Origin of the sequence: Uliginosibacterium paludis (assembly GCF_039631355.1) — a bacterium.
Taxonomy (GTDB): Bacteria; Pseudomonadota; Gammaproteobacteria; order Burkholderiales; family Rhodocyclaceae; genus Uliginosibacterium; species Uliginosibacterium paludis.
The window spans coordinates 563,299-586,784 of sequence record NZ_JBDIVF010000003.1 but is presented as its reverse complement, the minus strand read 5'-3'; the positions used below and the strand labels follow the sequence as shown (position 1 = coordinate 586,784).

20 protein-coding genes are annotated in these 23,486 nt (G+C 58.0%); 14 read left to right on the top strand and 6 right to left on the bottom strand.

What is annotated here, in order from left to right; all coding sequences use genetic code 11:
• Positions 1-105 precede the first annotated feature (105 nt).
• Together ABDB87_RS11455 and cadR are read right to left on the bottom strand one after the other, a co-directional pair.
• Positions 106-453 (bottom strand): hypothetical protein, encoded by a 348-nt coding sequence (locus tag ABDB87_RS11455; RefSeq protein ID WP_345927069.1) that lies wholly within the window; start codon positions 451-453, stop codon positions 106-108.
• Between the two features lie 56 nt (positions 454-509).
• Entirely contained in the window at positions 510-941 is a 432-nt protein-coding gene (gene cadR / locus ABDB87_RS11450; protein WP_345927067.1) for a Cd(II)/Pb(II)-responsive transcriptional regulator, read from the bottom strand.
• Between the two features lie 284 nt (positions 942-1,225).
• Between cadR and ABDB87_RS11445 the strand changes: the two genes are divergently transcribed.
• Positions 1,226-3,292 (top strand): heavy metal translocating P-type ATPase, encoded by a 2,067-nt coding sequence (locus ABDB87_RS11445; protein WP_435433662.1) that lies wholly within the window; start codon positions 1,226-1,228, stop codon positions 3,290-3,292.
• 44 nt (positions 3,293-3,336) lie between these two features.
• Here the strand turns inward: ABDB87_RS11445 and ABDB87_RS11440 are convergent, their stop codons facing one another.
• Both ABDB87_RS11440 and ABDB87_RS11435 read right to left on the bottom strand, forming a co-directional pair.
• Positions 3,337-4,749 carry a heavy metal sensor histidine kinase gene (locus tag ABDB87_RS11440; RefSeq protein ID WP_345927063.1) on the bottom strand — a complete coding sequence of 471 codons (1,413 nt, stop codon included), beginning with the start codon at positions 4,747-4,749 and terminating at the stop codon, positions 3,337-3,339.
• Positions 4,746-5,420: a heavy metal response regulator transcription factor gene (locus tag ABDB87_RS11435; RefSeq protein ID WP_345927061.1), complete on the bottom strand. Its 675-nt coding sequence runs from the start codon at positions 5,418-5,420 to the stop codon at positions 4,746-4,748. Before ABDB87_RS11435 ends, ABDB87_RS11440 begins: the two co-directional genes overlap by 4 nt.
• A gap of 172 nt (positions 5,421-5,592) precedes the next feature.
• On the opposite strand from ABDB87_RS11435, the gene ABDB87_RS11430 reads away from it, so the two are divergent.
• The 13 genes from ABDB87_RS11430 to ABDB87_RS11370 all read left to right on the top strand — a co-directional run bounded on the left by ABDB87_RS11430 (position 5,593) and on the right by ABDB87_RS11370 (position 19,999).
• A complete protein-coding gene (locus ABDB87_RS11430; RefSeq protein WP_345927058.1) occupies positions 5,593-5,862 on the top strand; it encodes a hypothetical protein in 270 nt (89 codons plus the stop codon).
• Positions 5,859-7,280 carry a TolC family protein gene (locus ABDB87_RS11425; RefSeq protein WP_345927056.1) on the top strand — a complete coding sequence of 474 codons (1,422 nt, stop codon included), beginning with the start codon at positions 5,859-5,861 and terminating at the stop codon, positions 7,278-7,280. The genes ABDB87_RS11430 and ABDB87_RS11425 overlap by 4 nt, the downstream gene beginning before the upstream one ends.
• Before the next feature lie 22 nt (positions 7,281-7,302).
• On the top strand, positions 7,303-8,706 hold the full coding sequence (locus ABDB87_RS11420) for a multicopper oxidase family protein (protein ID WP_345927054.1): 1,404 nt from the start codon (positions 7,303-7,305) through the stop codon (positions 8,704-8,706).
• 34 nt (positions 8,707-8,740) lie between these two features.
• Positions 8,741-9,232, top strand: coding sequence for a cupredoxin domain-containing protein (locus ABDB87_RS11415; protein ID WP_345927052.1), 492 nt, complete (start codon positions 8,741-8,743; stop codon positions 9,230-9,232).
• A gap of 82 nt (positions 9,233-9,314) precedes the next feature.
• Positions 9,315-9,659: a copper-binding protein gene (locus ABDB87_RS11410; protein WP_345927050.1), complete on the top strand. Its 345-nt coding sequence runs from the start codon at positions 9,315-9,317 to the stop codon at positions 9,657-9,659.
• 446 nt (positions 9,660-10,105) lie between these two features.
• Positions 10,106-10,372, top strand: coding sequence for a hypothetical protein (locus ABDB87_RS11405; protein ID WP_345927048.1), 267 nt, complete (start codon positions 10,106-10,108; stop codon positions 10,370-10,372).
• Positions 10,373-10,552: 180 nt separating this feature from the next.
• Complete coding sequence (locus tag ABDB87_RS11400; protein ID WP_345927046.1) at positions 10,553-11,710, top strand: HD-GYP domain-containing protein; 1,158 nt, start codon at positions 10,553-10,555, stop codon at positions 11,708-11,710.
• Positions 11,711-11,827: 117 nt separating this feature from the next.
• A complete protein-coding gene (locus ABDB87_RS11395; RefSeq protein WP_345927044.1) occupies positions 11,828-12,157 on the top strand; it encodes a hypothetical protein in 330 nt (109 codons plus the stop codon).
• Positions 12,158-12,369: 212 nt separating this feature from the next.
• Positions 12,370-12,834 (top strand): DUF411 domain-containing protein, encoded by a 465-nt coding sequence (locus ABDB87_RS11390; protein WP_345927041.1) that lies wholly within the window; start codon positions 12,370-12,372, stop codon positions 12,832-12,834.
• 17 nt (positions 12,835-12,851) lie between these two features.
• Positions 12,852-14,132, top strand: a complete 1,281-nt coding sequence (locus tag ABDB87_RS11385) for a TolC family protein (RefSeq protein ID WP_345927038.1) — start codon at positions 12,852-12,854, stop codon at positions 14,130-14,132.
• Positions 14,129-15,751 (top strand): efflux RND transporter periplasmic adaptor subunit, encoded by a 1,623-nt coding sequence (locus tag ABDB87_RS11380; protein WP_345927036.1) that lies wholly within the window; start codon positions 14,129-14,131, stop codon positions 15,749-15,751. Before ABDB87_RS11385 ends, ABDB87_RS11380 begins: the two co-directional genes overlap by 4 nt.
• A 12-nt stretch (positions 15,752-15,763) precedes the next feature.
• A complete protein-coding gene (locus tag ABDB87_RS11375) occupies positions 15,764-18,889 on the top strand; it encodes an efflux RND transporter permease subunit (protein ID WP_345927034.1) in 3,126 nt (1,041 codons plus the stop codon).
• A gap of 171 nt (positions 18,890-19,060) precedes the next feature.
• Entirely contained in the window at positions 19,061-19,999 is a 939-nt protein-coding gene (locus ABDB87_RS11370; RefSeq protein WP_345927032.1) for a site-specific integrase, read from the top strand.
• On the opposite strand, the gene tnpC is transcribed toward ABDB87_RS11370, so the two are convergent.
• Together tnpC and ABDB87_RS11360 are read right to left on the bottom strand one after the other, a co-directional pair.
• Complete coding sequence (tnpC, locus tag ABDB87_RS11365; protein WP_345927030.1) at positions 19,990-20,349, bottom strand: Tn3 family transposase post-transcriptional regulator TnpC; 360 nt, start codon at positions 20,347-20,349, stop codon at positions 19,990-19,992. The two genes, ABDB87_RS11370 and tnpC, sit on opposite strands and share 10 nt — an antisense overlap.
• Entirely contained in the window at positions 20,346-23,366 is a 3,021-nt protein-coding gene (locus ABDB87_RS11360; protein WP_345927028.1) for a Tn3 family transposase, read from the bottom strand. Before ABDB87_RS11360 ends, tnpC begins: the two co-directional genes overlap by 4 nt.
• Positions 23,367-23,486: the final 120 nt, after the last annotated feature.

The following is a 23,486-nucleotide window of genomic DNA, read 5'->3' as shown; positions in this document are numbered from 1 at the left end:
TCCCACCTCTTGCATGCAGCGCGTGCAGATGAATGCAGACCTTCCAGCACCAGGCTGGAAGCCAACTTTTCAAGGGACGCTACGAGAAGGAACCGTGCGCCCGCTTCAGGCGAGCGCGAACCACTTGGGCCGTTCAGGCCGCGTGGCAGGAGAAAGGAGGCTGGGGAAGTGCGCCAACGCAATGGGCAATGGCCCTGCTGCCGCAAAGCCCTGCACATACGAGCCGGATAAGGCTAAGGGATGGCCGGCATGGCAGGGGGAGCAATCTCCGTCGTGAGAGACGGTGTTCTTGCTATCAGGACTGGATGAATCCGACGCTTGCTTCAGCAGGCAGTCGTCGGCGCAGTGCGCGCCATTGCTTGCAACCTCAGACTGACAATAGATATCCACCGCTGCCCAGACGGACTGGAGCGGCAACAACATTACAAAGAGGATCAGCAGAAAGCGCTTCATCGGGGCCGGAGCCTACAGAAACATTTGGCGAGCATCAAGCGCGCACTTGCACACGCTCAACCCAGATGCGTATGCCGCTCGTGTCGGGCCTCTGTCTCCATCGCAGCCAGGCCCTGCAGGATGCCGCAGGCCGCGACTGCATGCTCTCCCGCACAACGTTGACGTAAAGCGCTGAGCTGCTCCTTGAGCTGCGCCAGCTCGCGGATGCGCTCATCCACGTGGGCGATGTGCTGGTCAAATACGGCATTGACTGCACCACAGCCTTCGGCAGTCCGGTCGGCCAGTGCCAGCAGATTGCGAATCTCGTCGTGGCTCATGTCCAGCGCGCGGCAATTGCGGATGAAGCGCAGGCGTTCGACGTGCAGCGGCCCATACAACCGGAAGTTGCCTTGCGTGCGCGCAGGAGCGGGCAGCAGGTTTTCACGCTCGTAGTAGCGCACGGTTTCGACCGTGCATTGCGCAAGCTGCGCCAGTTCGCCGATTTTCATGCTGTACTCCAGAAAGAGCTTGACTCTATAGTAGCTTCAGATTGTGCAATACACCTATACGAGCTCTGGAGTACAGCATGTCTGCGCAGCTTCAACACGATAGCCATAAGCACCCTCACGACAGCGAGCACGCCAGTGACGCTTGCTGTGCTCCCGCTAAACCACCTGTGAGCAGCACTTGTTCAAGCAACTGCTGTGGCGGCGCTCAGGCTTCGTTTTCAAGCCCCTTGACCGAACCTGTAGCCCACGCAGACGGCACCCGGACTCCCATCCGCATCATGCAGATGGACTGCCCTACCGAAGAAGGGCTGCTGCGCAAAAAACTGGGCGGCATGACCGGTGTGGCAGGCATGGAGTTCAACCTGATGCAGCGGGTGTTGACCGTCACCCATACCCCGGCTGTGCTGGACGACATTCTGGCTGCCATCCGTTCATTGGGATTCACACCGGAGCTGGCCAATGGACCGGAGACTGCCGCCGCCTCGTCGGCAGAACCCGCTCGCCCGTGGTGGCCGCTGCTACTGGCGGGCATGGCGGCAGTGGGTTCGGAGGCCGCACACTGGGCCGGCTTGCCGGTGTGGGTCACTGCCTTGCTGTCCGTCGTCGCGGTGCTGGCCTGCGGTATCACGACCTACAAGAAGGGTTGGATTGCCGTCCGCAACGGCAACCTCAACATCAACGCGCTGATGAGCATTGCTGTCACAGGTGCCTTGCTGATTGGCCAATGGCCAGAAGCCGCGATGGTAATGGTGCTGTTCACGATTGCCGAGTTGATCGAGGCCAAGTCACTGGACCGGGCACGCAACGCCATTCAAGGCCTGCTCAAGCTGACGCCAGAGCAGGCAAACGTGCTGCAGGCGGATGGAAGCTGGCAGGCACAGCCCGCCCGCGCGGTGCCGCTCGACGCCCGCGTACGAGTACGGCCTGGCGAACGCATCGCGCTTGATGGGCGCATTGTCAGCGGACGCTCGGCCATCAACCAGGCGCCCATTACCGGCGAAAGCTTGCCGGTGGAAAAGGCCGAAGGCGATCAGGTCTTCGCCGGCACCATCAACGAATCTGGCTCCTTCGAATACCTCGTCACCGCTGTGGCGAACGACAGTACGCTGGCGCGCATCATCCACGCCATCGAGGCCGCACAAGGCGCGCGCGCACCGACGCAGCGCTTCGTCGACCAGTTCGCCCGCGTCTACACGCCTATCGTGTTTGCCATCGCGCTAGGGGTGGCGATTGCGCCGCCATTGTTCTTCGGCGGTGAGTGGTTCGCGTGGATCTACAAGGCCCTCGTGCTGCTGGTGATTGCCTGCCCTTGTGCGTTGGTGATTTCGACCCCCGTCACCATCGTCAGCGGCCTGGCCGCCGCTGCGCGTCACGGTATCCTCGTCAAAGGTGGTGTGTATCTGGAGGAAGGCCGCAAGCTCGCCTGGCTGGCGCTGGACAAGACCGGCACCCTCACGCACGGCAAACCGGCGCAGACTGATTTTGCTGCCCTGAATGAATGGGATGCCGCCACGGTACGCAGCCTGGCCGCGAGCCTGGCTGCACGCTCGGACCACCCCGTCTCCCGCGCGCTCAGCGAAGCCGCCGGACGAGATGGCATTCCGCTCATGGAAGTTGAAGGGTTTGAAGCTTTGCCGGGGCGTGGCACGCAAGGCCTGATCGATGGCAAACGGTATTGCCTGGGCAACCATCGCCTGATTCATGAGCGAGGCTTGTGCTCCGATGCACTGGAAACCCGCCTGGGCGCTCTGGAAGAGCAAGGCAAAACCGTCATCCTGCTGGCAGACGAGCGCAGCGTGCACGGGCTCTTCGCTGTTGCCGATACGGTCAAGGACAGCAGCCGTCAGGCCATCACGGAACTTCACGCTCTGGGCATCAAGACCCTGATGCTGACCGGCGACAACGCCCACACGGCGCGCGCCATCGCGCAGCAAGTCGGCATCGACGAAGCCCGTGGCGACCTGCTGCCGGAAGATAAACTCCGCCTGATCGAAGAGCGCCTGGCGCAAGGCGCGGCAGTCGGCATGGTCGGCGACGGCATCAACGACGCCCCCGCACTTGCCCGCGCCGACATCGGTTTTGCGATGGGCGCCGCAGGCACCGGCACCGCCATCGAAACGGCTGATGTTGCGCTTATGGACGACGACCTGCGCAAGCTGCCACGCTTCGTGCGCCTGTCACGCCACACCCACAACTTGCTGGTGCAGAACATCGTGCTGGCACTGGGCATCAAGGCCGTGTTTCTCGTCCTCACCCTGACGGGCACCGGCACCATGTGGATGGCGGTGTTTGCCGATGTGGGGGCGAGCCTCCTGGTGGTGGCGAATGGCTTGCGATTGTTGCGTGCTTGAGGTGACTTTGTGATCTCAAGCTGACGGATAACGGCTTCCTGTTTTTAGCTTTGAACCGTTGAGCCAGAACGCACAGGGAACGACAAGGAGAAACGCGTCGTACCGTCTTCCGACCAGGCATCAACAGAGCCTCCATGCGCACGAACGATTGATGCGGCAATTGCCAATCCCAATCCAGCGCCTTCTGTCGTGCGATGACGTGAAGTGTCGGCTCGATAAAAACGATCAAACAGCCTTGGAAGTTGCGCCGGAGGGATCGTGGGGCCTGTGTTTTGCACGCATACGTCGATGGCTTCTGTTTTTTCACTGATCGTGACTGAAACGGTACTTTCTGCGTCTGCGTAGCGCACGGCATTGGACAACAGATTGCTGATTGCACGTCTCAGCATCAGTTTGTCCCCGAGAACCTGACCGTGTCCTTGTCGAGCCAGCCGGATGCCCTTGGCTTCGGCCAGGGCTTCGTAGAAATCAAACAAATCCTGAACCTCATCTTCCATCCTGACGGGCTCTTGCGTCGGCACAATCAAACAGTTGTCGGCTTTGGCCAGAAACAACATGTCTGAAACGGTTCGAGCCAAACGTTCCAGCTCTTCTGCGTTGGAGGAGAGAACTTCCTGATATGCCTCAGGACTGCGAACACGAGACAAGGAAACCTGCGTCTGCGTCATCAAGTTGCTGATCGGCGTTCTCAGCTCATGAGCAAGATCAGAGGAGAAATCAGACAGGCGTTTGAAGGAATCTTCAAGTCTGGCGAGCATGTCATTCAGGGTGCTGGCAAGCTCCGCCACTTCGATAGGAATTGATTCAGTCGGTAGCCGGTAATCCAGCCGACTGGCCGTCACTTCTGAAGCGCCCGCAATCAACTGCCGCAGTGGGTTCAAGCCATGCCGTGTTGCAACCCAGGCCAGAAATCCCAGCAGTACGGCGGCCAGGGCGACGATGATCCACATGGTTTGCCGAAACGCCTGCATGAAGGCTTCGTGATTCGATATTTCCGTGCTGACGGCAACGATACCCGCAGGCCACCCTGGGAGTTGAGTCGTGAGCTGGCCTGCAATGCCTCGGAAGTGCCCCTCTCCTGCCTGCCAGACGACAGGCCCGCGACCGTCTGCCGGTAGTGGCTTCTCTAGAAGGGTATTGGGAAAGCTCACTCCGGAGGTGCGAAAGAAGACTTCGCCTTGAGGATCAATTACTGCCACCGCCAAGCCGTGGTGTCCAACCAGAGAGCTGTCGAGCAGCGCAGGAAGTTTGGCCAGATCTTCTTCTGTCCGGACCAGGGAGAAAGCGTGACTGACCAGCGTCAGCTTCCCATTCAAGGCATCGAGGTCTTGCTCGACGAAATGGCGATCAACGGCGCTGGCAACGGTGAAGCCCAAGGCTAGCAACACCAGGGTTGCGGACAAAGAGAACAGCAGCGTGAGTCTGATCGTCAGGGATCTGCGCAGCAAGTGCTTCACTCGCCGACCTCCACGACGTATCCCATACCGCGAACAGTCCGGATCAGTTTCGGCTCGAATCCATCGTCGATCTTTGCGCGCAGGCGCCGCATGGCGACTTCGATGACGTTGGTGTCACTGTCGAAATTCATGTCCCAGACCTGAGAAGCGATCAGGGAGCGCGGCAGCACCTCTCCCTGACGGCGCATCAGCAGCTCCAGCAGCAGGAACTCCTTGGCAGTCAGATCGATACGCACCCCTGCGCGCGTGACTCGGCGCCGACGCAAATCCAGGGACAGATCACCGATTTCAAGCAACTCGGGCTCTTTGCCCTTGCCACGGCGCAGCAAGGTTCTGACGCGTGCCAGCAATTCGGCAAACGCGAAAGGCTTGACGAGATAATCATCGGCGCCCAGCTCCAAGCCTTTGACCCGGTCATCAATCTGGTCACGAGCCGTCAGAAAAAGCACCGGCATCTGCTTGCCAGCCTTGCGTATTCCTTGCAGAACTTTCCAGCCATCGAGTTCCGGAAGCATCACATCGAGGATCGCCAGGTCGTATTCCTCGGAGATGGCCAGATGTAGGCCATCCAGCCCGTCGCGTGCCAGATCGACCACAAAGCCGGCCTCCATCAAGCCCTGGCGCAGGTAGTCACCTGTTTTGGTTTCATCTTCAACGACAAGGATCTTCATGTTGGCTCCTTACTGGCACGGATGTAATTGTGCGCCACGCAGCATGCCCGGGCCTGCAGATTACAAACATGTAATCCGGGCGTCAGCAGACTGACGGGCGCGAAGCTGCAACATCCTGCAAAAGCACTTAACAAAAAAGGCTATATCCCTCAACCCCGGCAGGAGAATCTACATGAGGATTTTTGATATCGCGGCACTGGGCTTGATGCTGCCAATGTTGGCTCAGGCTCAATCCCCCTCGAACGTTTCAAACCGCCCGGCAGAGAGTGCTTCGCGGTCTTATAAAGCATTTCAGGACGAGCCTGTAGGGAACTGGCGGGCGCTCAATGATGCGGTTGAGCGCATTGGCGGGTGGAAGGTGTATGCCCGTGAACAGCTGTCCGCCGAAACGCCGGCCACTTCGCAAGATGCAAAGCCTGCAAACTCCGGAGCCCGGCAATGATGCCCCTCGGCCGCCTGGGAGTGCTGCTTGGCGTTCTTGTGTTGTCGGGCTGCGCGAGCCTCGAAGTGGATCGCAACGTATCGGACACCTCGACGTTTGCCAAAAAAAATTATGAGAAAGCGCTGCGCAGGCTCGACTCTGATGAGGCCCGGCGTGAGGCTCAGACTGAGGTAGATACCCTTCTGGAGCAAACGCTGACACAAGCGAATGCAGAGCGTTTGGCCTTGGCGTATAGCTCAGGCTTCCAGATTCTGTTAGCCGAGAATGCCGCTGCTTCGGCGCGGGTCACGCAATCAGCGCGTCTGCCCAATCCCGTTTTTTCCTTTGAAAAACTGGTGCGCAATGAAGAGGGCGCGCGGGATCTGGACATTGGTCGAACACTGGCGTTTTCCGTGCTCGATCTGGTGTTCCTGCCGAGCCGGATCGCAATTGCCAAGAGCGCGCAGGAGCGCCTGCGTCTGCAATCGGCCGGAGATGTCGTGCAGGCCATCAGCGAAACGCGCCAGGCCTGGGTCAATGCGGTGGCGGCGCAGCAGTCTGTCGCGTACTTCGAGCGGGTGTACGAAGCCGCCGATGCAGGAGCAGAACTGGCGCGCCGGATGCAGGCCGCTGGTAACTTCAGCCGGTTGCAGCGGGCGCATGAGCATGAGTTCTACGCCGAGGCTGCTGCTCAGCTCAAGCGTGCAAGACAACGCAATGTGGAAACGCGGGAAACACTGGTACGAACCTTGGGGCTGACCACCTCGCAAGCGCAGAAGCTGAAGTTGCCGGATCGATTGCCGGACCTTCCGAAGGCGCTCAAGGATGAGCAGCCGATTCTTCAGCAAGGACTGGATGAAAGGCTGGATGTGCGCATGGCACGTTTCGAACTCGACACCGTGGTACGTAATCGCGGCCTGACTCGTGTGCAAAGCGTTGTCGATGGACTTCACGTGGGCCTGGTGAGCAATTCCGAAAGTGGCAAACCCACGCAACGCGGTTATGAAGTGGAGTTCCCGATCCCGATCTTTGACTTCGGGGGGGCTCGACGCACGCAAGCCGAGGCTGAGTACATGGCCGCAGTGCATCGTGCACAGCAGACCGCTGTCAGCGCAGCCTCGCAAATGCGACAGCAGTATTCGGCATACAGAACCGCCTACGAACTGGCTCGCCATTATCGGGATGAAATCGTGCCTCTGCGCAAGACCATCTCCGACGAGCGCATGCGCAAGTACAACGGCATGTTGATTGGCGTTTTTGAGCTGCTGGCTGATGCCCGCGAACAAGTGGCTAGCGTGCTGGCGGCAACAGAGTCTGAACGCGACTTCTGGCTGGCCGATGCCCAGTTGCAAGCCGCCGTGCTTGGCCGCCCCCTCAATGCCTCCTCTTCTCGCGAACCCGCCGTGGCGGGTGTCGCGGGTGGCGATGGCGGACATTGATTGCAGACCTGAGGATCAGATCATGATGAAAAGAAGAGATTTCCTGGCCAGCGCAGGTCTTGTGGTCGCGGCATCGAGTGTTTCCCGAGTGGCCATGGCCGCATTGCCGGAGCCGGTCATTCAGGCGACACCGGACACCATGCCGCCCTTGGTTCCGAATAGCGGTCGCCCCTACAACCCTGTGGTCACTCTCAACGGCTGGACGCTCCCCTGGCGCATGAATAACGGAGTCAAGGAATTCCACCTCGTTGCGGAGCCGGTGGTACGTGAAATTGCGCCGGGCATGGTGGCGCACTTATGGGGCTACAACGGACAGAGTCCCGGCCCGACCATTGAAGTGGTGGAAGGTGACCGGGTACGGCTCTTTGTCACCAACAAGCTGCCGGAGCACACCACCATTCACTGGCATGGTCAGCGTCTGCCCAATGGCATGGATGGTGTCGGCGGGCTCAATCAACCGCAAATCCAGCCGGGCAAGACCTTTGTCTACGAGTTCGTCGCTCGGCGCCCCGGCACCTTCATGTACCACCCGCACGCGGATGAAATGACGCAGATGGCGATGGGCATGATGGGTTTCTGGGTCACCCATCCCAAGACCCGGAACCCGCTGATCGACGAAGTGAATCGCGACTTCTGCTTCCTGCTCAATGCCTACGACGTGGAGCCCGGCAGCTACACGCCGAAGGTCAATACCATGCTCGATTTCAATCTGTGGACCTGGAACAGCCGCTCCTTCCCAGGCATTGATTCGCTCAATGTCCGCTTGAATGACAAGGTGAGAATCCGGATTGGTAACCTGACGATGACCAATCACCCTATCCATCTGCATGGTCACGAGTTTCTGGTGACCGGCACGGATGGCGGCCCGACGCCCAAGAGCACCCGTTGGTATGAAGTGACGACCGATGTCGCGGTCGGCCAGATGCGCCAGATCGAGTTTCTGGCGGACGAAGAAGGCGACTGGGCCTTTCACTGTCACAAGAGCCACCACACCATGAATGCCATGGGGCATGACGTGCCGACCATGGTGGGCGTCGACCATTCCGGTATCGCCAGCAAGATCCGCAAGCTCATCCCGGACTACATGGTCATGGGCGAGCGCGGCATGGCGGACATGGCCGAGATGGAAATGCCCTTGCCGGATAACACGCTGCCCATGATGACGGGCCAGGGGCCGTTTGGCCCGGTTGAAATGGGCGGCATGTTCACCACGCTCAAGGTGCGTCGGGATCAGAAACCGGGAGATTACAAAGACCCGGGCTGGTTCAAACATCCGGTAGGCACGGTGGCTTATGAATTTAAGGGCTCAATGGCTGAACCCCAACGCGCTAGCAGCGCCGGCAACCAGGCCATGCCACGTGCCACCCAAGCCAGCTCCCCCACAGAGGTTCGGGTGCGCAAACCGAATGCGCATACCGGCCACTGAGCCTCTTTCCCCAACAAAGTCAGGAGATCTTGTTATGCAGCACAAAAAGTTTGTCGGTCAAAAAGTTATCGCCGTGCTGGCAGCCCTGCTCATGTCGAGCACAGCTTTGGCCAGTGGCAGTCATGCCGGCGGTCACGGTGCTGAAGAAACAGCCATCGGCAAGCCGGGCGTGAAAACGAAGGTCAATCGCACGATCACCATCGAGATGGGCGACAACATGCGTTATACGCCTGCCGAGATTCAGGTCAGACAAGGTGAAACCGTCCGTTTCGTGGTCAAGAACAAGGGGCAGATCAAACACGAACTGAGCCTTGGCACCGAAAAGGAGTTGCTGGAGCACCTGGAGGTGATGAAGAAATTCCCGGACATGGAACACGACGAGCCCGGCAAGGTGACCTTGGCCCCCGGCAAACAGGGCGAAATCATCTGGCAGTTCACCAAGGCGGGCGTTGTGAACTTTGCCTGTCTGATGCCGGGCCATTACGAAGCAGGGATGAAAGGCGCGGTGAGCGTTGGCAAGCGTTAAGCAGACCAAGGCGCACATTTCCTGAATGTCGAAGCCATCCCATCCATCGTTAAACGTATTTTCTTTAGTTCGCGAGGTAGATATGAACAGCATCAAAACCGTTCTGGCACTGACCGCCATGTCCTGGGGTATTGCCCTTTCCATGCCGGCATTGGCACAGGCCAATATGGATCACAGCAAGATGGGCATGTCTCAAGAGGCATCCATGATGACTGATGGTGAGGTGCGCAAGATCGACCCGGCCGCCGGCAAGCTGACGCTCAAGCATGGCGAGATCAAAAACCTGGACATGCCCGGCATGACCATGGTGTTTGCAGTCAAGGACAAAGGCCTTCTGAACAACCTGAAACCGGGGGACAAGGTCAAGTTCATGGTCGTGAATGAGGCCGGCAAAATGATCGTCACCGACATTCAGCCTGCCAAGTAACGGACTGGCGGTAGTGTGAAATTTCCCCGAGAGGGTGAGGCACGCGAAACCCGAACAATTTCAATCACGGAAAAGGAAGTTGTCATGAGCCAACATAAATCTTGGATTGCGGCGCTGCTCATGGCCGCATTTCTGGCCGGCTGTGCAAACAGCGAAGAGCGGCCGGCAGAGCAAAACTCAAGCGCCAGCTCACGGGCGGCGGAGCAACGCCATGGCCATCGCTAGATTCTGGCATGAGGCCCGGGCCGTGATGAAGGAATGGGCTTCCGGCTTCCGGGCCTGGCTACACGCCAACGCGGAGTCTCACGCTAACGCGAAGGGTGGCGGATGCTGCTCACACGCACCAGCGGGAGCTGCTACAAAACGTCCCAAGATCGGGGCGAATTGAGCTTTCAAATCACCATCCGGACGCATTGCGCGTTCATTTCATCACGAAGGGAACTGTCATGACACGGAAAACCATCCTCTACCCGGCCTTGGTGGCTGCTGCAATGGCGATCTCCATGGGAGCCAACGCAGCCGACGCGGACAAGCCGCAGGAGCCCAAAGTTGCCGCCAGCACGCCTGCCGAGAAAGCCACGCCCGCCATGAAGAAGCATTCTCACATGGAAGAAAAAGGCGGAATGGCCCCCAAGCCTGCCGAGCCCAAGGTTGGGCAATCCAATCCGGCCAAAGACATGAGCAAGCATTACCATCCGCGCGATGGAAAATGAATGACATGTGACCCATGCAACGCCGGAGCGGCTATGTAGCCTGCTCCCGGCGCACTGAACATGTCCGACGCTGCTGGTATAGGCCTTCAATCCCCTCGACAGCTCCGGCGCTCACTTGCGCTAAGGTTGAGTGTTGCTGCGCTCTCGATCAGCGTGCTGACGGGCACCATGGTGTATGTCATGGGCACCCGTCAAGGCGAACAGGCCGCCTTGGAGCGGGCTCTCGAAGGGGTGAGGCACTTTGAATCGCCCTCGATGCAGGCCGCGCTGCTGGCGCCTTCCACGACGAGTCACCCGGAGATTGAGCGCTTGCTTGATCCGGAAAAATTGCTCGGGGTTCGCGTATTAAGCAGCCAGAAATTGCTGCTTTACGAATCCTGGGCAGCGGCCTCGTCTTCTGCGCAAAGAACGGTTTCCTTGCAAGCCCATTCATGGCCGGCTCAGCGAGAGCGGGTGGCACGTTGGGTCGGTGCCGGCAACGAACGTCAAATCCTGATTGTCTTGCCCTTGCCAGGCTTGGACGGAACTCTCTCAGGGTATGTGGAGGGGGTTTATCACTTCGATGCTTCAAAACTGGAGCGGGAAATATGGCGCAGTGTTTTACTGGCTATAGCCGCTGTCTTCGGCACCTCGGTGCTGCTGTTCCCGATATTCCTGACCTTGCTGAAGCAAGCGGCCCAGCAATCCCGGCGTATTCTGGATGCCAATCTGTCTCTGCTGCACGCACTGGGAAGCGCTACGGCAAAGCGGGATTCCGATACCGATCTGCATAATTACCGAGTCACGCTTTATGCCGTGGCACTTGCTGAAAAACTGGGTCTGCCCTACGTCAGGATGGCGGATCTGATCGTGGGCTCGTTTCTGCACGATGTCGGGAAAATCGGAATTCCTGACGCCATCCTGCTTAAGCGCGGGAAGCTGAATTCGGAAGAGTTCGAGGTCATGAAACGCCATCCTCTGCTAGGTCTTGAAATCGTGGCCGGCAACCCTTGGCTGACAGGGGCTTCAGCAGTCATTCGATCCCACCATGAGCATTTTGATGGCAGTGGCTATCCGGATGGACTCTCCGGAAACGACATCCCGATCCTGGCGAGAATTTTTGCTGTCGTGGACGTGTTTGATGCGCTTACTTCCGAGCGCCCTTATAAAGCCGCCATGGACTTTGATGCCGCCCTGGCGATCATCACACAAGATGCCGGTACGCATTTTGATCCTGACATCGTCGCTGTCTTCGAGCAGGATGCTAAAGCGTGGCACGAGCAGACGGCCTGTCTGACGGGAGACGCATTGAGCGCCCAGCTTCGGGTGAGCGTTGAAAAGTATTTCGTCACCGCATGACGAAGTGACATGAATGTAATGCGCGGGTCACCGCATCGTCAGTTCATGAACTCCATACTGATCGTGTGCTTGAGGGCATTTGCCCACAAGCCTCCCCAATATCCATAGGAGATCATTATGAATGCCTCAACCCTCATCCGTTCAAGTGTTGCCGCTTTGGTAGCCACCGGTTTTCTCGCAACAAGCCCCGCACTGTTTGCCAAGGATGGAACGCCCGCGCCGACCATCAGACTCACTCAACTGCCCGTGGTGAAATCTGGCGTGAGCGCGGCGGAGGTCGAACATGCGCTGGGCAAACCTGCCAGCAAGCCAGTCTGGCTCAATGGCACGACAACCTGGACCTACGATACGGATGACTGGACGCAGCGTTTCGACGTGGATTTCGGCACGGATGGAAAAGTGAGCCGCACGATGCTTTATCAACGCGCGAGCTCTGGCAACACCTGAAACACATCCATTGAAAAAAGGATTGATGGAGGCCTGCGGGATGTTTCGCAGGCCTTTTTTGCATTCTTTCTCTCTGTCGCAAGTTCTTTGGTTTGACGTCCGTCAACATCGATTCATTCAGCTACTTCCTTACAAGTCCGTAATCTTCAGGACAGCTTGCTGACAGAGAGTGCCGCGCATGATGAGCCCATCACTTTCAAAGGAAGTTCACCATGACAAACGCAATCAGAAACACAGGCGCTCGCAAATTGCTACTTGCCGCACTGGCCACGATGAGTTTGATCGGCAGTTTGCCGGCCCAGGCTGCCGGCGAAACAGTTGAGGTTTTCAAGAGTCCTTACTGTGGCTGCTGTGGCAAATGGGTCGAACACATGCGCCAGGCTGGATTCAAGATGAAGGTCACGGAAGTCAAGGATGTCATCGCACAGCGAGAACGTCTGCGCATGCCCACTTCGGTGGCTTCATGTCATACCGCCCAAGTGGGAAAATATGTGCTTGAAGGTCATATCCCTGCCGAGGATATCAAGCGTCTGTTGGCCGAAAAGCCGGCCGCACTCGGTTTGGCCGTTCCGTCGATGCCCCCCGGTTCGCCCGGCATGGAGGGGTCTCAATCCATTCCCTATAACTCGCTGCTGGTCAAAGCGGATGGCAGTACCTCCGTTTTTGCCAAGCACTGAATCAAGTGGAGCATGGCGTGAAACACTCATTTCCTGTTCGCCCTCTGGCCTTGCTGATTGTGCTGTTCTGGCAAGCGCTGGCATTCAATGTGCAGGCTCAAGAAAAACCGGTCGGCGCGGACCTGCACGGTTTGCTTGAGTACGCGAAATCCCACAATGTTGAATATTCCGCCATGCGTCATGAGGCGGAAGCTGCCGCAGAACGGATCGGCTCCGCAGGCGCCTTGCCTGATCCAAAACTGCAAGTCGAGTTGCGCGACATTACCAAGATGGGTGAGCAGAATCCGACGCTCGATCCTTCCCGGGTTGGCAGCACCCGCTACCTGCTCATGCAGGACTTCCCCTGGTACGGCAAGCGTGATCTGCGCACGGGTGTGGCAACGGCTGAGGCTCGCGCGGCTGAGGGCTTGGTGCAAAGCAACTGGACCGAGCTTTCCGCGCTGATCCGGCAGACTTTTCTCCAGCGTTATTTTCTGGACAGCAACGAGCGCCTCCTGCAAGAGCAACTGGCGCTGATGTCGCAACTGGAGAAAATCGCCCAGGCGCGTTACGCCGGAGGACTGACGCCGCAGCAGGATGTGATTCGCGCTCAGCTTGAACAGAACGCCATGCGGGCCGAACTCATTGGCGTCAGCGGGGAGCGGCGCGCCCTCAGCGCCAAACTCAACGCAGTACTCAACCGGCCAACAGCGTCCCCTCTGGAGGCCCCGGAGGAATTGCCCGCCATTCCAGGCCGCGACAAGCTCAATATGGGCGAGTTGATCGAGCGACTGCGCAGCAACAATCCGCAGGTTGCTGTCGAAAGTCATCGCATCACAGCCGCTGAGCAGAACCGGGAGCTGACATACAAAAATCGTTACCCCGACATCAGTCTCGGGGTTTCCCCCATTCAATCCGGCAACCGGATCAATGAATGGGAGCTGATGCTGCAGGTCAATATCCCGCTGCAACAAGGCGCACGTCGCAGCCAGGAGCGCGAGGCGAACGCCATGCTGGCCGCAGCGCGGGCTCGGCAGGAAGCGGCTACCCAGCGTTTGTTTGGTGAGCTGGCCGAGAATCTGAGTGCTTATGAAACCGCCGAGCGTTCTGAAGCGCTGGTGCGCGGCAGCGTACTGCCGCAGTCCGAACTCTCCTTCAAGTCCGCATTGGCGGGTTATGAAAACGGCAAGGTGGATTTCGCCACACTGCTGGACGCGCAGCGCCAGATCACCCAAGCCCGCGTTTCGATGCTGAAAGCACAGGCAGAGCAGCACCTCAGACTGACCAATATCGAGAAACTGATTGGGGAAGCACTATGAATCGCACGCTTACGTTTGGTGTTGCCACTTTGACGCTCGCCGCCTTGGGGGCGGGGTATTGGCTGGGGGCTCGCCCTGCCGGACACGGGCAACCCGCAGCAGAAATCGGCCAGACTGCCGCAGGCACGTCCGCCACGGCTCAGCGCAAGATCCTGTATTACCGCAACCCCATGGGGCTGCCGGATACATCTCCCGTCCCCAAAAAAGACCCTATGGGTATGGATTACATCCCGGTTTATGACGGGGAAGAGCCGGCGGGATCTTCCACTGAACTGAAGATCAGCACAGAGAAAGTCCAGAAATTGGGCGTGCGCACCGAAGCGGCTGCGATGCGTGCGCTGGATCGACAGCTACGCGCGGCAGGCCGGGTGGAAGCGGATGAACGCAAGACTTTCTCCATTTCCCCCAAGTTCGAGGGCTACGTCGAGAAACTGCATGTCAATGTGACAGGGCAAGCGGTCAGCCGAGGACAGCCCTTGTTTGAGGTGTATAGCCCTGAGTTGGTATCGGCACAGCGTGAATACGCGATTGCCGCGCAAGGCGTGCAGGCCCTCCAGGGGGGAAACGAAGAGACCCGGCGCGGGATGCAGTCACTGGCTGACGCCAGCCTCACACGCCTGAAAAACTGGGATATTTCGGCAGAGCAGATCAAGTCACTGGCCAGTCAGCAAGAGAGCCGCCGTACCTTGACCTTCCGCTCCCCGGTGTCGGGCATCGTTTCGGAGAAGAAAGCCATCCAGGGCATGCGCTTCGAGCCGGGCGAGTCGCTCTACCAGATTACCGACCTGTCTTCGGTATGGGTCATTGCCGATGTGTTTGAGCAGGATATCGGCCAGCTCAAGCTTGGCAGCAAGGCGTCCGTGAGCATCCCGGCTTACCCGGACAAGCGTTTCCAGGGGACTGTGTCCTACATCTATCCCAGCTTGAATGCAGAAACCCGCACCATCCCGGTCCGGGTGGAGCTGAGCAACCCACAATTGCTGCTCAAGCCCGCCATGTTTGCCCAGGTAGAGGTCAGCACGGGCGCAGGTACGCCCGTGCTGACAGTGCCCAACAGCGCGGTGATCGACAGCGGGAAGCGGGCGCTCGTACTTGTACAGCGTGCTGAAGGACGCTTTGAGCCCCGCGAAGTAAAGCTGGGGCTCAGAGGCGAGCAATACATTCAGGTGCTCGAAGGCGTGCAAGCGAACGAAGAAGTCGTGGTTGCAGCGAACTTCTTGATCGACGCAGAAAGCAACCTCAAGGCGGCTGTTGGTGGTTTTGGTCATGCAGCGCACGGAGCCGCGGCGCCTGGTGCGGTGAACGCCCCTGCTGACGCAGCCAAGCCGACCGGACAAACCAAAGCCGTTGTCCATCAGGCCGTCGGCGAAATCGAGTCGATGGACCCGGCGAATGCGACTGTGATGCTCAAACATGATGCGATTGCTTCGCTCAAGTGGCCGGCTATGAGCATGGAATTCAAGCTTGCCAATACAGCGCTTGCCCAAGGCTTGAAGACAGGCCAAGGCGTGAGTTTTGAGTTCGTGGAGCGCGCGCCGGGGGAATACGTCATTACCGGAATGAAGGCGCAAGCCAAGCGCCCTCAGGCGACCCCCAGCAATTCCCATAGCGCTCACTAAGGCGAGGCAAGCATGCTTTCATCCATTATCGACTGGTCGGCACGCAATCGCTTCCTGGTATTGCTGGGCACTTTGTTCATCATCGTGGCGGGCGCCTGGGCTGTCCTCAAAACCCCACTGGACGCCTTGCCTGACCTCTCCGACGTTCAGGTCATCGTGTATACCGAATACCCCGGCCAAGCGCCGCAAGTGGTCGAGGATCAGGTGACCTATCCGCTGACCAGCGCCATGCTGTCGGTGCCGAAATCCAAGGTGGTTCGGGGCTTCTCCTTCTTCGGGGCGTCCTTTGTCTACGTGATCTTCGAAGACGGTACGGACATCTACTGGGCACGCTCCCGTGTGCTGGAATATCTCAATTTTGCTTCCGGCCGTCTGCCCAAAGATGTTTCCCCGCAACTCGGGCCTGACGCCACGGGCGTAGGCTGGGTATATCAGTACGCACTGGAAGGTAAAAACAAGTCACTGGCTGAACTGCGCACGATTCAGGACTGGTATTTGCGTTACCAGCTCGCCAAGGCCCCCGGCGTGGCGGAGGTAGCCTCTATCGGTGGTTTCGTTCAGACCTACCAGGTCACCGTAGATCCTGTCCGGCTGCGCTCATACGGTATTCCGCTGGAAACCATTACCAAGGTAATCAGGGAATCCAACCGGGATGTCGGTGGTCGGGTAGTTGAAATGGCCGAAACCGAATACATGATTCGGGGCAAAGGCTACCTGCGTGGCATTTCCGACATCGAAAACCTGGTCGTCAAGAGTGAAAAAGGAACCCCAGTTCTGATCCGCGACATCGCGCGCGTCGAGCTGGTGCCTGACGAGCGCCGGGGCGTTACCGAACTCAACGGCGAAGGTGAAGTCGTCTCTGGCATCGCCATGTCTCGCTATGGGCAGAACGCCCTGGAGGTCATTCACAACATCAAACAGAAAATTTCCGAAGTCTCCAGCGGGCTACCGGAGGGGGTCAGCGTTCAAAGCGTGTATGACCGCTCCGACCTGATCCATCGTGCCATCGAAACGCTCAAAGCAACGCTGGTAGAGGAGAGCATCATTGTTGCGCTGGTCTGCATAGTGTTCCTGCTCCACGTCCGCTCGGCACTTGTCGCGATTTTCATGCTGCCGGTGGGCGTTCTGATTGCGTTTCTAGCGATGCGCTTGCTGGGCATGAACTCCAACATCATGAGTCTTGGCGGCATCGCGATTGCCATTGGCGCGATGATCGATGCGGCCATCGTGATGATCGAAAACGCGCACAAACATATCGAACGGCTCAAGCCCGGCGAGTCCCGTGCGGAAGCTTTGATTGCGGCCTGCAAGGAAGTCGGTCCGGCACTATTTTTCTCGCTCCTGATCATCACCGTATCGTTCCTGCCCGTGTTCACGCTGGAGTCTCAGGAAGGACGTTTGTTCTCGCCGCTGGCCTACACAAAGACCTTTGCCATGGCGGGCGCTGCCTTTCTTTCCGTGACCCTGGTGCCTGTGCTGATGATGCTGTTCGTTCGCGGGCACATCATGCCGGAGTCAAAAAATCCGGTGAATCGCTTCCTGATCTGGATCTATCGCCCGGTCATCGCGCTGGTGATGCGCTGGAAGAAAACAACCATCGCCATCGCCACCCTGGCGCTCCTGGCAACCATCTGGCCCGCCTCAAAGCTGGGCAGTGAATTCATGCCCACCCTCAACGAAGGCACCTTGCTGTACATGCCGGCCTCTTTGCCGGGCATGTCGATTACCAAAGCCGCCGAGTTGATGCAGACGCAGAACAAGATCATCAAGAGCTTCCCGGAGGTTGCTTCCGTGTATGGCAAGGCGGGACGCGCCAACACTGCGACAGATCCAGCGCCAACAGAGATGTTCGAGACCGTCATCAATCTCAAGCCAGAGTCGGAGTGGCGTGAAGGGCTGACGACCGACAAACTGATCGCCGAGCTGGACAAGGCATTGCAATTCCCCGGGGTTTCAAATGCCTGGACCATGCCGATCAAGGCGCGCATCGACATGTTGTCTACGGGTATCCGTACCCCCATCGGGATCAAGGTTTTCGGCAAAGACCTGAATGAAATGGAGCGTCTGGCCAAGGAGATCGAGGCCGTCGTCAAGACCGTTCCCGGCACCACCAGTGCCTTTGCTGAACGCATTACCGGCGGGTTCTACCTGAACATCGAACCCGACCGGCAGCAGCTGGCACGCTATGGCTTGAGTGTGGGCGCGGTGCAGGATGTCATTGCCACAGCCCTGGGCGGAGAAATGGTGACAACAACAGTGGAGGGGCGTGAGCGCTTCGGCGTTACCGTGCGCTATCCGCGCGAATTGCGATCCGATCCGCAGTCGATTGCCACCAATGTACTGGTTCCCACCATGGACGGTGCCATGATTCCGCTTGGCCAGCTGGCCAAGGTAGAGGTGGCTAAAGGCGCCCCCGGTATTCGTACCGAAAACGCGCTGTTGTCTGCCTACATCTATGTCGACATTCGTGATCGGGACATCGGCTCCTATGTCAATGAAGCTCGCAAGGCGGTAGCTGAACAGGTCCAGTTCCCGGCCGGCTACTACGCCACCTGGAGCGGGCAGTTCGAATCCATGGAGCGCGCCATTGCCAAGATGAAAGTAGTCGTACCGGTAACCCTGCTGCTCATCTTCTTGCTGCTCTACCTGAACTTCAAACGCCTGACCGAAACACTGATCGTGATGCTCTCGGTGCCTTTCGCCCTGGTGGGTGGCGTATGGCTAATGTGGGCACTGGGCTACAACATGAGCGTGGCTGTGGCTGTAGGGTTCATCGCGCTTGCTGGTGTGGCCGCTGAAACTGGCGTGATCATGCTGATCTACCTTGACCATGCTTGGGAGGAAGTCCGCGCCAAGCGTCTGGCTCAAGGACAAACACCCACGCTGCCCGACCTCTACGGAGCCATCATGGAAGGCGCCGTGGAACGCGTTCGCCCGAAGATGATGACGGTCGTGGCCATCATGGCGGGCTTGCTCCCGATCATGTGGAGCACGGGCACTGGTTCGGAAGTCATGAGCCGCATTGCAGCGCCCATGGTCGGAGGCATGATCTCCTCGACCCTGCTGACGCTGTGCGTAATTCCGGCGATCTATGGCCTGGTCAAGCAATATGGCTTGCGGAAAGAAAGCCCGAAATAACATCTTATGAGGAGTGTTTTCTCAGCTCTGGCTGCTCCGCCAAGCGTCATGCGGGTCAGCGATTTTGAGCTGCCATGAAGTGCTTATCGCCGGCATTCATTTGGGCTTGGTGGCTCTCGAAATAGATTCATGCCAAAGTTACGCTAAGCATGTCTTTATTACGAGAGCCCCATGAACGATGTCGACGTCTATGTGCTGGCAGCAACGCGTGCCAATACGCGTCGCAGTTATGCATCAGCCTTGCGTCATTTCGAGGTTGAATGGGGCGGGTTTCTACCCGCGAGCGCCGATGGTATTGCCCGCTATTTGGCCCAGCATGCCGAACAGCTGTCCATTGCCACGTTACGCCACCGTCTGGCGGCCTTGTCACACTGGCATCAGGATCAGGGATTCGCTGATCCGACCAAGACTCCGTTGGTACGCAAGACCTTGAAGGGGATTTCGGCACTGCATCCTGCAAAGCCACAGCAGGCCGTGCCGCTGCAGATTGACCAATTGACCCACACCGTAGCCTGGCTGGACACGGCCATGCTTACGTGCGATCCAGCGGAACGACTACGTTTCACGCGAAACAAGGCTTTGCTGCTGCTGGGTTTCTGGCGGGGGTTCCGCAGCGATGAACTGATCAGTCTGGAAGCACAAAACGTCGAACTCGTTCCTGGGCAAGGCATGACCTGTTTCTTGCCACGCACAAAGGCTGATCGTCAGTTGGCCGGGCAGCACTTCAAAGTCCCGGCCTTGTCCCGTCTGTGTCCTGTCACGGCCTACACTGCATGGACAGACTTGGCCGAGATTGAGGATGGACCAGTTTTTCGTGGGGTGAATCGCTGGGGCCACATCAGTGCCCAAGGCCTGCACGCCAACAGTATTACGCCGCTGCTACGCAGCATCCTGGAGCAGGCCGGATTGTTGTCCTCAGGAGATTTCAGCAGCCATTCCTTACGCCGAGGCTTCGCAACTTGGGCCAATGACAACGGCTGGGATGTGAGAAGCCTGATGGAGTATGTTGGCTGGAGGGATATGAAGTCAGCCATGCGCTACATCGACACGGCAGACTCCTTTGGACAGCAGCGTATCGAGCAGGCTTTGTCAGGGCAAGCTCACTCCTGATTCGGCTGCAGATCTGCCAAGGGCTGCAGCGCTGAAGCGATCTCCAGACAGGTCTCGGCCGTTTGCCGCAGCTCATCAATGAGTTCCGCAGCGACTTCCCACAAATCTTCAGAGGCCGGCTCGCTCAAATTGGCGCCATTGAGCACGGTGTGAGCCATGCGATGCAAGCGGAGCATGTCATCTCTAAGACCGCCAAGCGCCTTGAAGCGTTGTGCAACAGGCGTCAAGCGTTCTACGAGCTCCAACAACAGCGCCGTATCGAAATCCTGCCGCAGACGCGTGAGCGCTGCGGCATCGACATCACCATAAGGCGTGATAGCAAAGTCAGGAGCGGGGATCTTCATGCTCATGCCTTCCGTGTTGGTCGTCTCATTTCTTGCACCGACGCGGCAGCCTGCTGGAACGTAGCATCCTCAATCCACGGTTCTGGTTTGCGTTTGAGTTTCAGGCTGTATTCACCAAAACGTTTCACGTGAGCAACCTGATAGGGACTCAGAAAACTCACGTCCTCTTCGGTGATTTTCCAGCCCTCTTTTTGCAGGCCACCGAGCGTGCGCATCATGTCGACCGTGTTCTGCAGAATCAGGGCAGACGCCACCAGATCGTTGTAACGCAGGCGCTTCTGCTGCTCATCTGGCTCATTGACGGCGATTACATCGCCTCCGAATGAGAGCCACTTTGCGAATCCATTGTAGGACTCGATTTTGTTGGTATTAGACGTAATTTCCTGGCGTAGCTCTCGACTGCCAATCCATTCGAGCAAGAAGCCGGTGCGGATGACATTGCCGAGTTCCTGGGCGGCAAAGTAAAGACGGTTTTTGCGACTGTAGGAGCCCAGCTTGCGAAGCAGCGTCGCCGATGAAATCTTGCCCGTGTAGATGGACAGCGCCACCTGCATCAAATCTTGCCAATGACGCTCGATCAAGCCCCAATCTGCGCTGTCACCGAACAGCCGATTGATGTGCTGGTACTTCACTGCCTTGTCAGGCTTGTAGAGGGTGAGATTTTTCCAGTTACGGATGCGCGGCATCAGCTTGATGCCAAGCAGATGCGTGAAAGCAAAAACCGTTGCAGACTGGCCCTGCGTATCGGCATGCACAGTATCTGCTTCGACCGACAGGCCCGCCTTGAGCAAGCCTTCGATCACATAAATGGCTTCCCACACACCTGGTGGAATGAAGTGGCGGAACACCGCGATGTAGTTATTGGCCACATGTCGGTAAGCCACGGCGCCCATTTTCCGATAGCGAAAGTGATAGCCCGCCAGCAGGTTTTCGTCGTAGAAATCGTATTGCGTGCCATCTGCCGCGACGGTCTTTCCATCGCCCCACGCCTTGGGGAGGTCAAGCCGCAGATACACCTCATTCAGCTCGCGCTGTGCCGCCTCCAGGCTTTCCAGCGAGAGATGGCGCCGATTCACAAACGAGAGCATGTGCGGCGTCACGCCGCTATTGCCAAGATGGCGGGCGGCTTGCGTTGGCCCAAGATTGCAGCCCATTGCAAAAATGGTCAGCAGATAGCGTTCTGCCGGCTGATTGAGCTTGGCCATATTGCCCGACAGCGGCCCAAAGTGGCGCGTGAAGCCCATCCAGTGCTCAATGTTGGCCAGCACATCCAGAATGTGCCGTGACGGCATATGTTGCGTTAAAGCATTTTGCAGCGATACGACCGATGCCGGAATTTCACGTGCAACCGGTTTGCGCAAGACGGGCTCGCCATCACCATTGAGTGCTACATCGCCACGGCACTCGGGGAATTTGTCATCAAGATGCTGGGCTGTCTCGCTCAACCAATCACGCAAGCTGCTCGCAAAATTGGCCGCATTCTGCGGAAGCCCAATCTTGTCGCAGTAGGCGGGCAATATCTTCTGACACTCATCCCACGACAGCAATTGGTCGCGGTAATCGGCAAATTCCTCGGAGCCGGCAACACTCAGATCGCCAGAGCGCAGTTCTTCGGCCAAGTAGGAAAAAACACAAATCTCAAGGCTGCGACGGCTTACGCCCAGTCCGAAACCTTCTTCGTTGCCTTCACGCAAGAGCTTGCGCCACCGATCCGAAACAAAGGACAGGTCGATGCCATCCTCAATCCATTCGATGCGATGTTTGTCCTGATAGGTCTTTATCAAGTCCAAGGCATCAATCAGTGAGTGATCCTGGGACGTCGGACGAATGTCGAGCAGATGAACGAGCCTGAACAGGATGGAGCGGTGACTCTTGAAGTGTTTCCACACCAGCGGCAGGTAGTTGTTTCCGCTGGTGGCCTGTACTTGCGCGCAGGTCTCGCGCACCTTCTCAATCCCGCCAGCCGGTGCCAAGTAGTTACGGATCTGGCCTCCGGCTACTGCGTTGTCTGGCTCAATGGCGAGAATTGAGAGAACGCCATCGAGCGTTCCAATCAGTTTTTCGATCTGGTTGCGCTGGCTGAACTGGATCTGTTCAAGTTCTTCCTTGGCCCGTTTGTGAATCGTAGCGACTCGGCGAAGGAACATTTCCGCCAGTTGATCGCGAGCCCGAACCTGCATGCGCTGAATCAACGCGACCATGAGGGTGTAGCGTTTGGCCTCAGTGCATTCGCGCAGCTCGGACACATCATAGGCCATGGCTTGCGCCGCAAAATGGCGAATTTTCGTATCCACAACCCCGTCGAAAAGCGAGTCGACGCCAGAAACTGATTCGAGCCATTCCAGATGCTCGACCAACATTTCAAGGTGCTTGCGGGTAGGGCGCTTCGCCGATTTCTTGAGCGTGTTGTACTCGCTCTGGCGATGTTCCAGTTTGTCGGTGAAAAGCAGCGCTTTGAATCCTTCCAGAGTCTTTGGAGGAATCCTGCTCAGCACCGTGTTGAATATCCGTTCCTGCACCTCCGCGTGTGCGCGCTCAGCCAGGGTGTCCAGTGCAGAAAAAGCGGGTAGTTCCATCTGCCGATGTACCAGCTCATCGACGAGTGCATTGATGATGTCGATGCGCTGGTCTAGCAGCTCTGCCGATTCGTGCGCCAGCTTGTCCGCAATTTCGCTGGCGTCAGTGCCATAGAAAGCCTTGACGCGCAGATAGCTCCGAACAGCCGCCATGTGCCGGTACAGGGTGCGCTCTGTTGAATAGTCAATAACGATCCGCTTTGCGTAACCCAATGATTCGCGCACGTGATTGATGACTTCGAGCGGGACATCTTCCAGAGAGGGGAAGTAGTGCAGGTACTGAAAGGTTTTCAGCAGCACCAAGAGGCCAAGTCGCTGAATTGGCGTGCGCGCCGTGCGTTCGGCCCACGCTCGCTCTTCTTCAGTTGGCGTGAAGTTGCGCTGCAGCTCTTTGCCTGCCGGAGGCTTGCTGAAGCGAGGATAGGCTGTCCGTTCTATCGATACCATGCAGTGTCCCTCTGGCCCTGAAGGAGGGGTAAGGATAACTTGCGCAGATGCCCGAAAGGTGACGGTTACGAAAAAACTTTCAGCAAAACAAACGATTACGTAGCCAATGTCCTAATTTTT

Excerpts from the sequence above, each read along its gene's own strand:
- ABDB87_RS11395 (WP_345927044.1), top strand. The coding sequence starts at position 11,828 with ATGAATGCCTCAACCCTCATCCGTTCAAGTGTTGCCGCTTTGGTAGCC.
- ABDB87_RS11415 (WP_345927052.1), top strand. The coding sequence starts at position 8,741 with ATGCAGCACAAAAAGTTTGTCGGTCAAAAAGTTATCGCCGTGCTGGCA.
- ABDB87_RS11380 (WP_345927036.1), top strand. The coding sequence starts at position 14,129 with ATGAATCGCACGCTTACGTTTGGTGTTGCCACTTTGACGCTCGCCGCC.
- ABDB87_RS11445 (WP_435433662.1), top strand. The coding sequence starts at position 1,226 with ATGGACTGCCCTACCGAAGAAGGGCTGCTGCGCAAAAAACTGGGCGGC.
- ABDB87_RS11375 (WP_345927034.1), top strand. The coding sequence starts at position 15,764 with ATGCTTTCATCCATTATCGACTGGTCGGCACGCAATCGCTTCCTGGTA.
- cadR (WP_345927067.1), bottom strand. The coding sequence starts at position 941 with ATGAAAATCGGCGAACTGGCGCAGCTTGCGCAATGCACGGTCGAAACC.
- ABDB87_RS11425 (WP_345927056.1), top strand. The coding sequence starts at position 5,859 with ATGATGCCCCTCGGCCGCCTGGGAGTGCTGCTTGGCGTTCTTGTGTTG.
- ABDB87_RS11360 (WP_345927028.1), bottom strand. The coding sequence starts at position 23,366 with ATGGTATCGATAGAACGGACAGCCTATCCTCGCTTCAGCAAGCCTCCG.
- ABDB87_RS11405 (WP_345927048.1), top strand. The coding sequence starts at position 10,106 with ATGACACGGAAAACCATCCTCTACCCGGCCTTGGTGGCTGCTGCAATG.
- ABDB87_RS11420 (WP_345927054.1), top strand. The coding sequence starts at position 7,303 with ATGATGAAAAGAAGAGATTTCCTGGCCAGCGCAGGTCTTGTGGTCGCG.
- tnpC (WP_345927030.1), bottom strand. The coding sequence starts at position 20,349 with ATGAGCATGAAGATCCCCGCTCCTGACTTTGCTATCACGCCTTATGGT.
- ABDB87_RS11410 (WP_345927050.1), top strand. The coding sequence starts at position 9,315 with ATGAACAGCATCAAAACCGTTCTGGCACTGACCGCCATGTCCTGGGGT.
- ABDB87_RS11455 (WP_345927069.1), bottom strand. The coding sequence starts at position 453 with ATGAAGCGCTTTCTGCTGATCCTCTTTGTAATGTTGTTGCCGCTCCAG.
- ABDB87_RS11370 (WP_345927032.1), top strand. The coding sequence starts at position 19,061 with ATGAACGATGTCGACGTCTATGTGCTGGCAGCAACGCGTGCCAATACG.
- ABDB87_RS11400 (WP_345927046.1), top strand. The coding sequence starts at position 10,553 with ATGGGCACCCGTCAAGGCGAACAGGCCGCCTTGGAGCGGGCTCTCGAA.
- ABDB87_RS11430 (WP_345927058.1), top strand. The coding sequence starts at position 5,593 with ATGAGGATTTTTGATATCGCGGCACTGGGCTTGATGCTGCCAATGTTG.
- ABDB87_RS11435 (WP_345927061.1), bottom strand. The coding sequence starts at position 5,420 with ATGAAGATCCTTGTCGTTGAAGATGAAACCAAAACAGGTGACTACCTG.
- ABDB87_RS11390 (WP_345927041.1), top strand. The coding sequence starts at position 12,370 with ATGACAAACGCAATCAGAAACACAGGCGCTCGCAAATTGCTACTTGCC.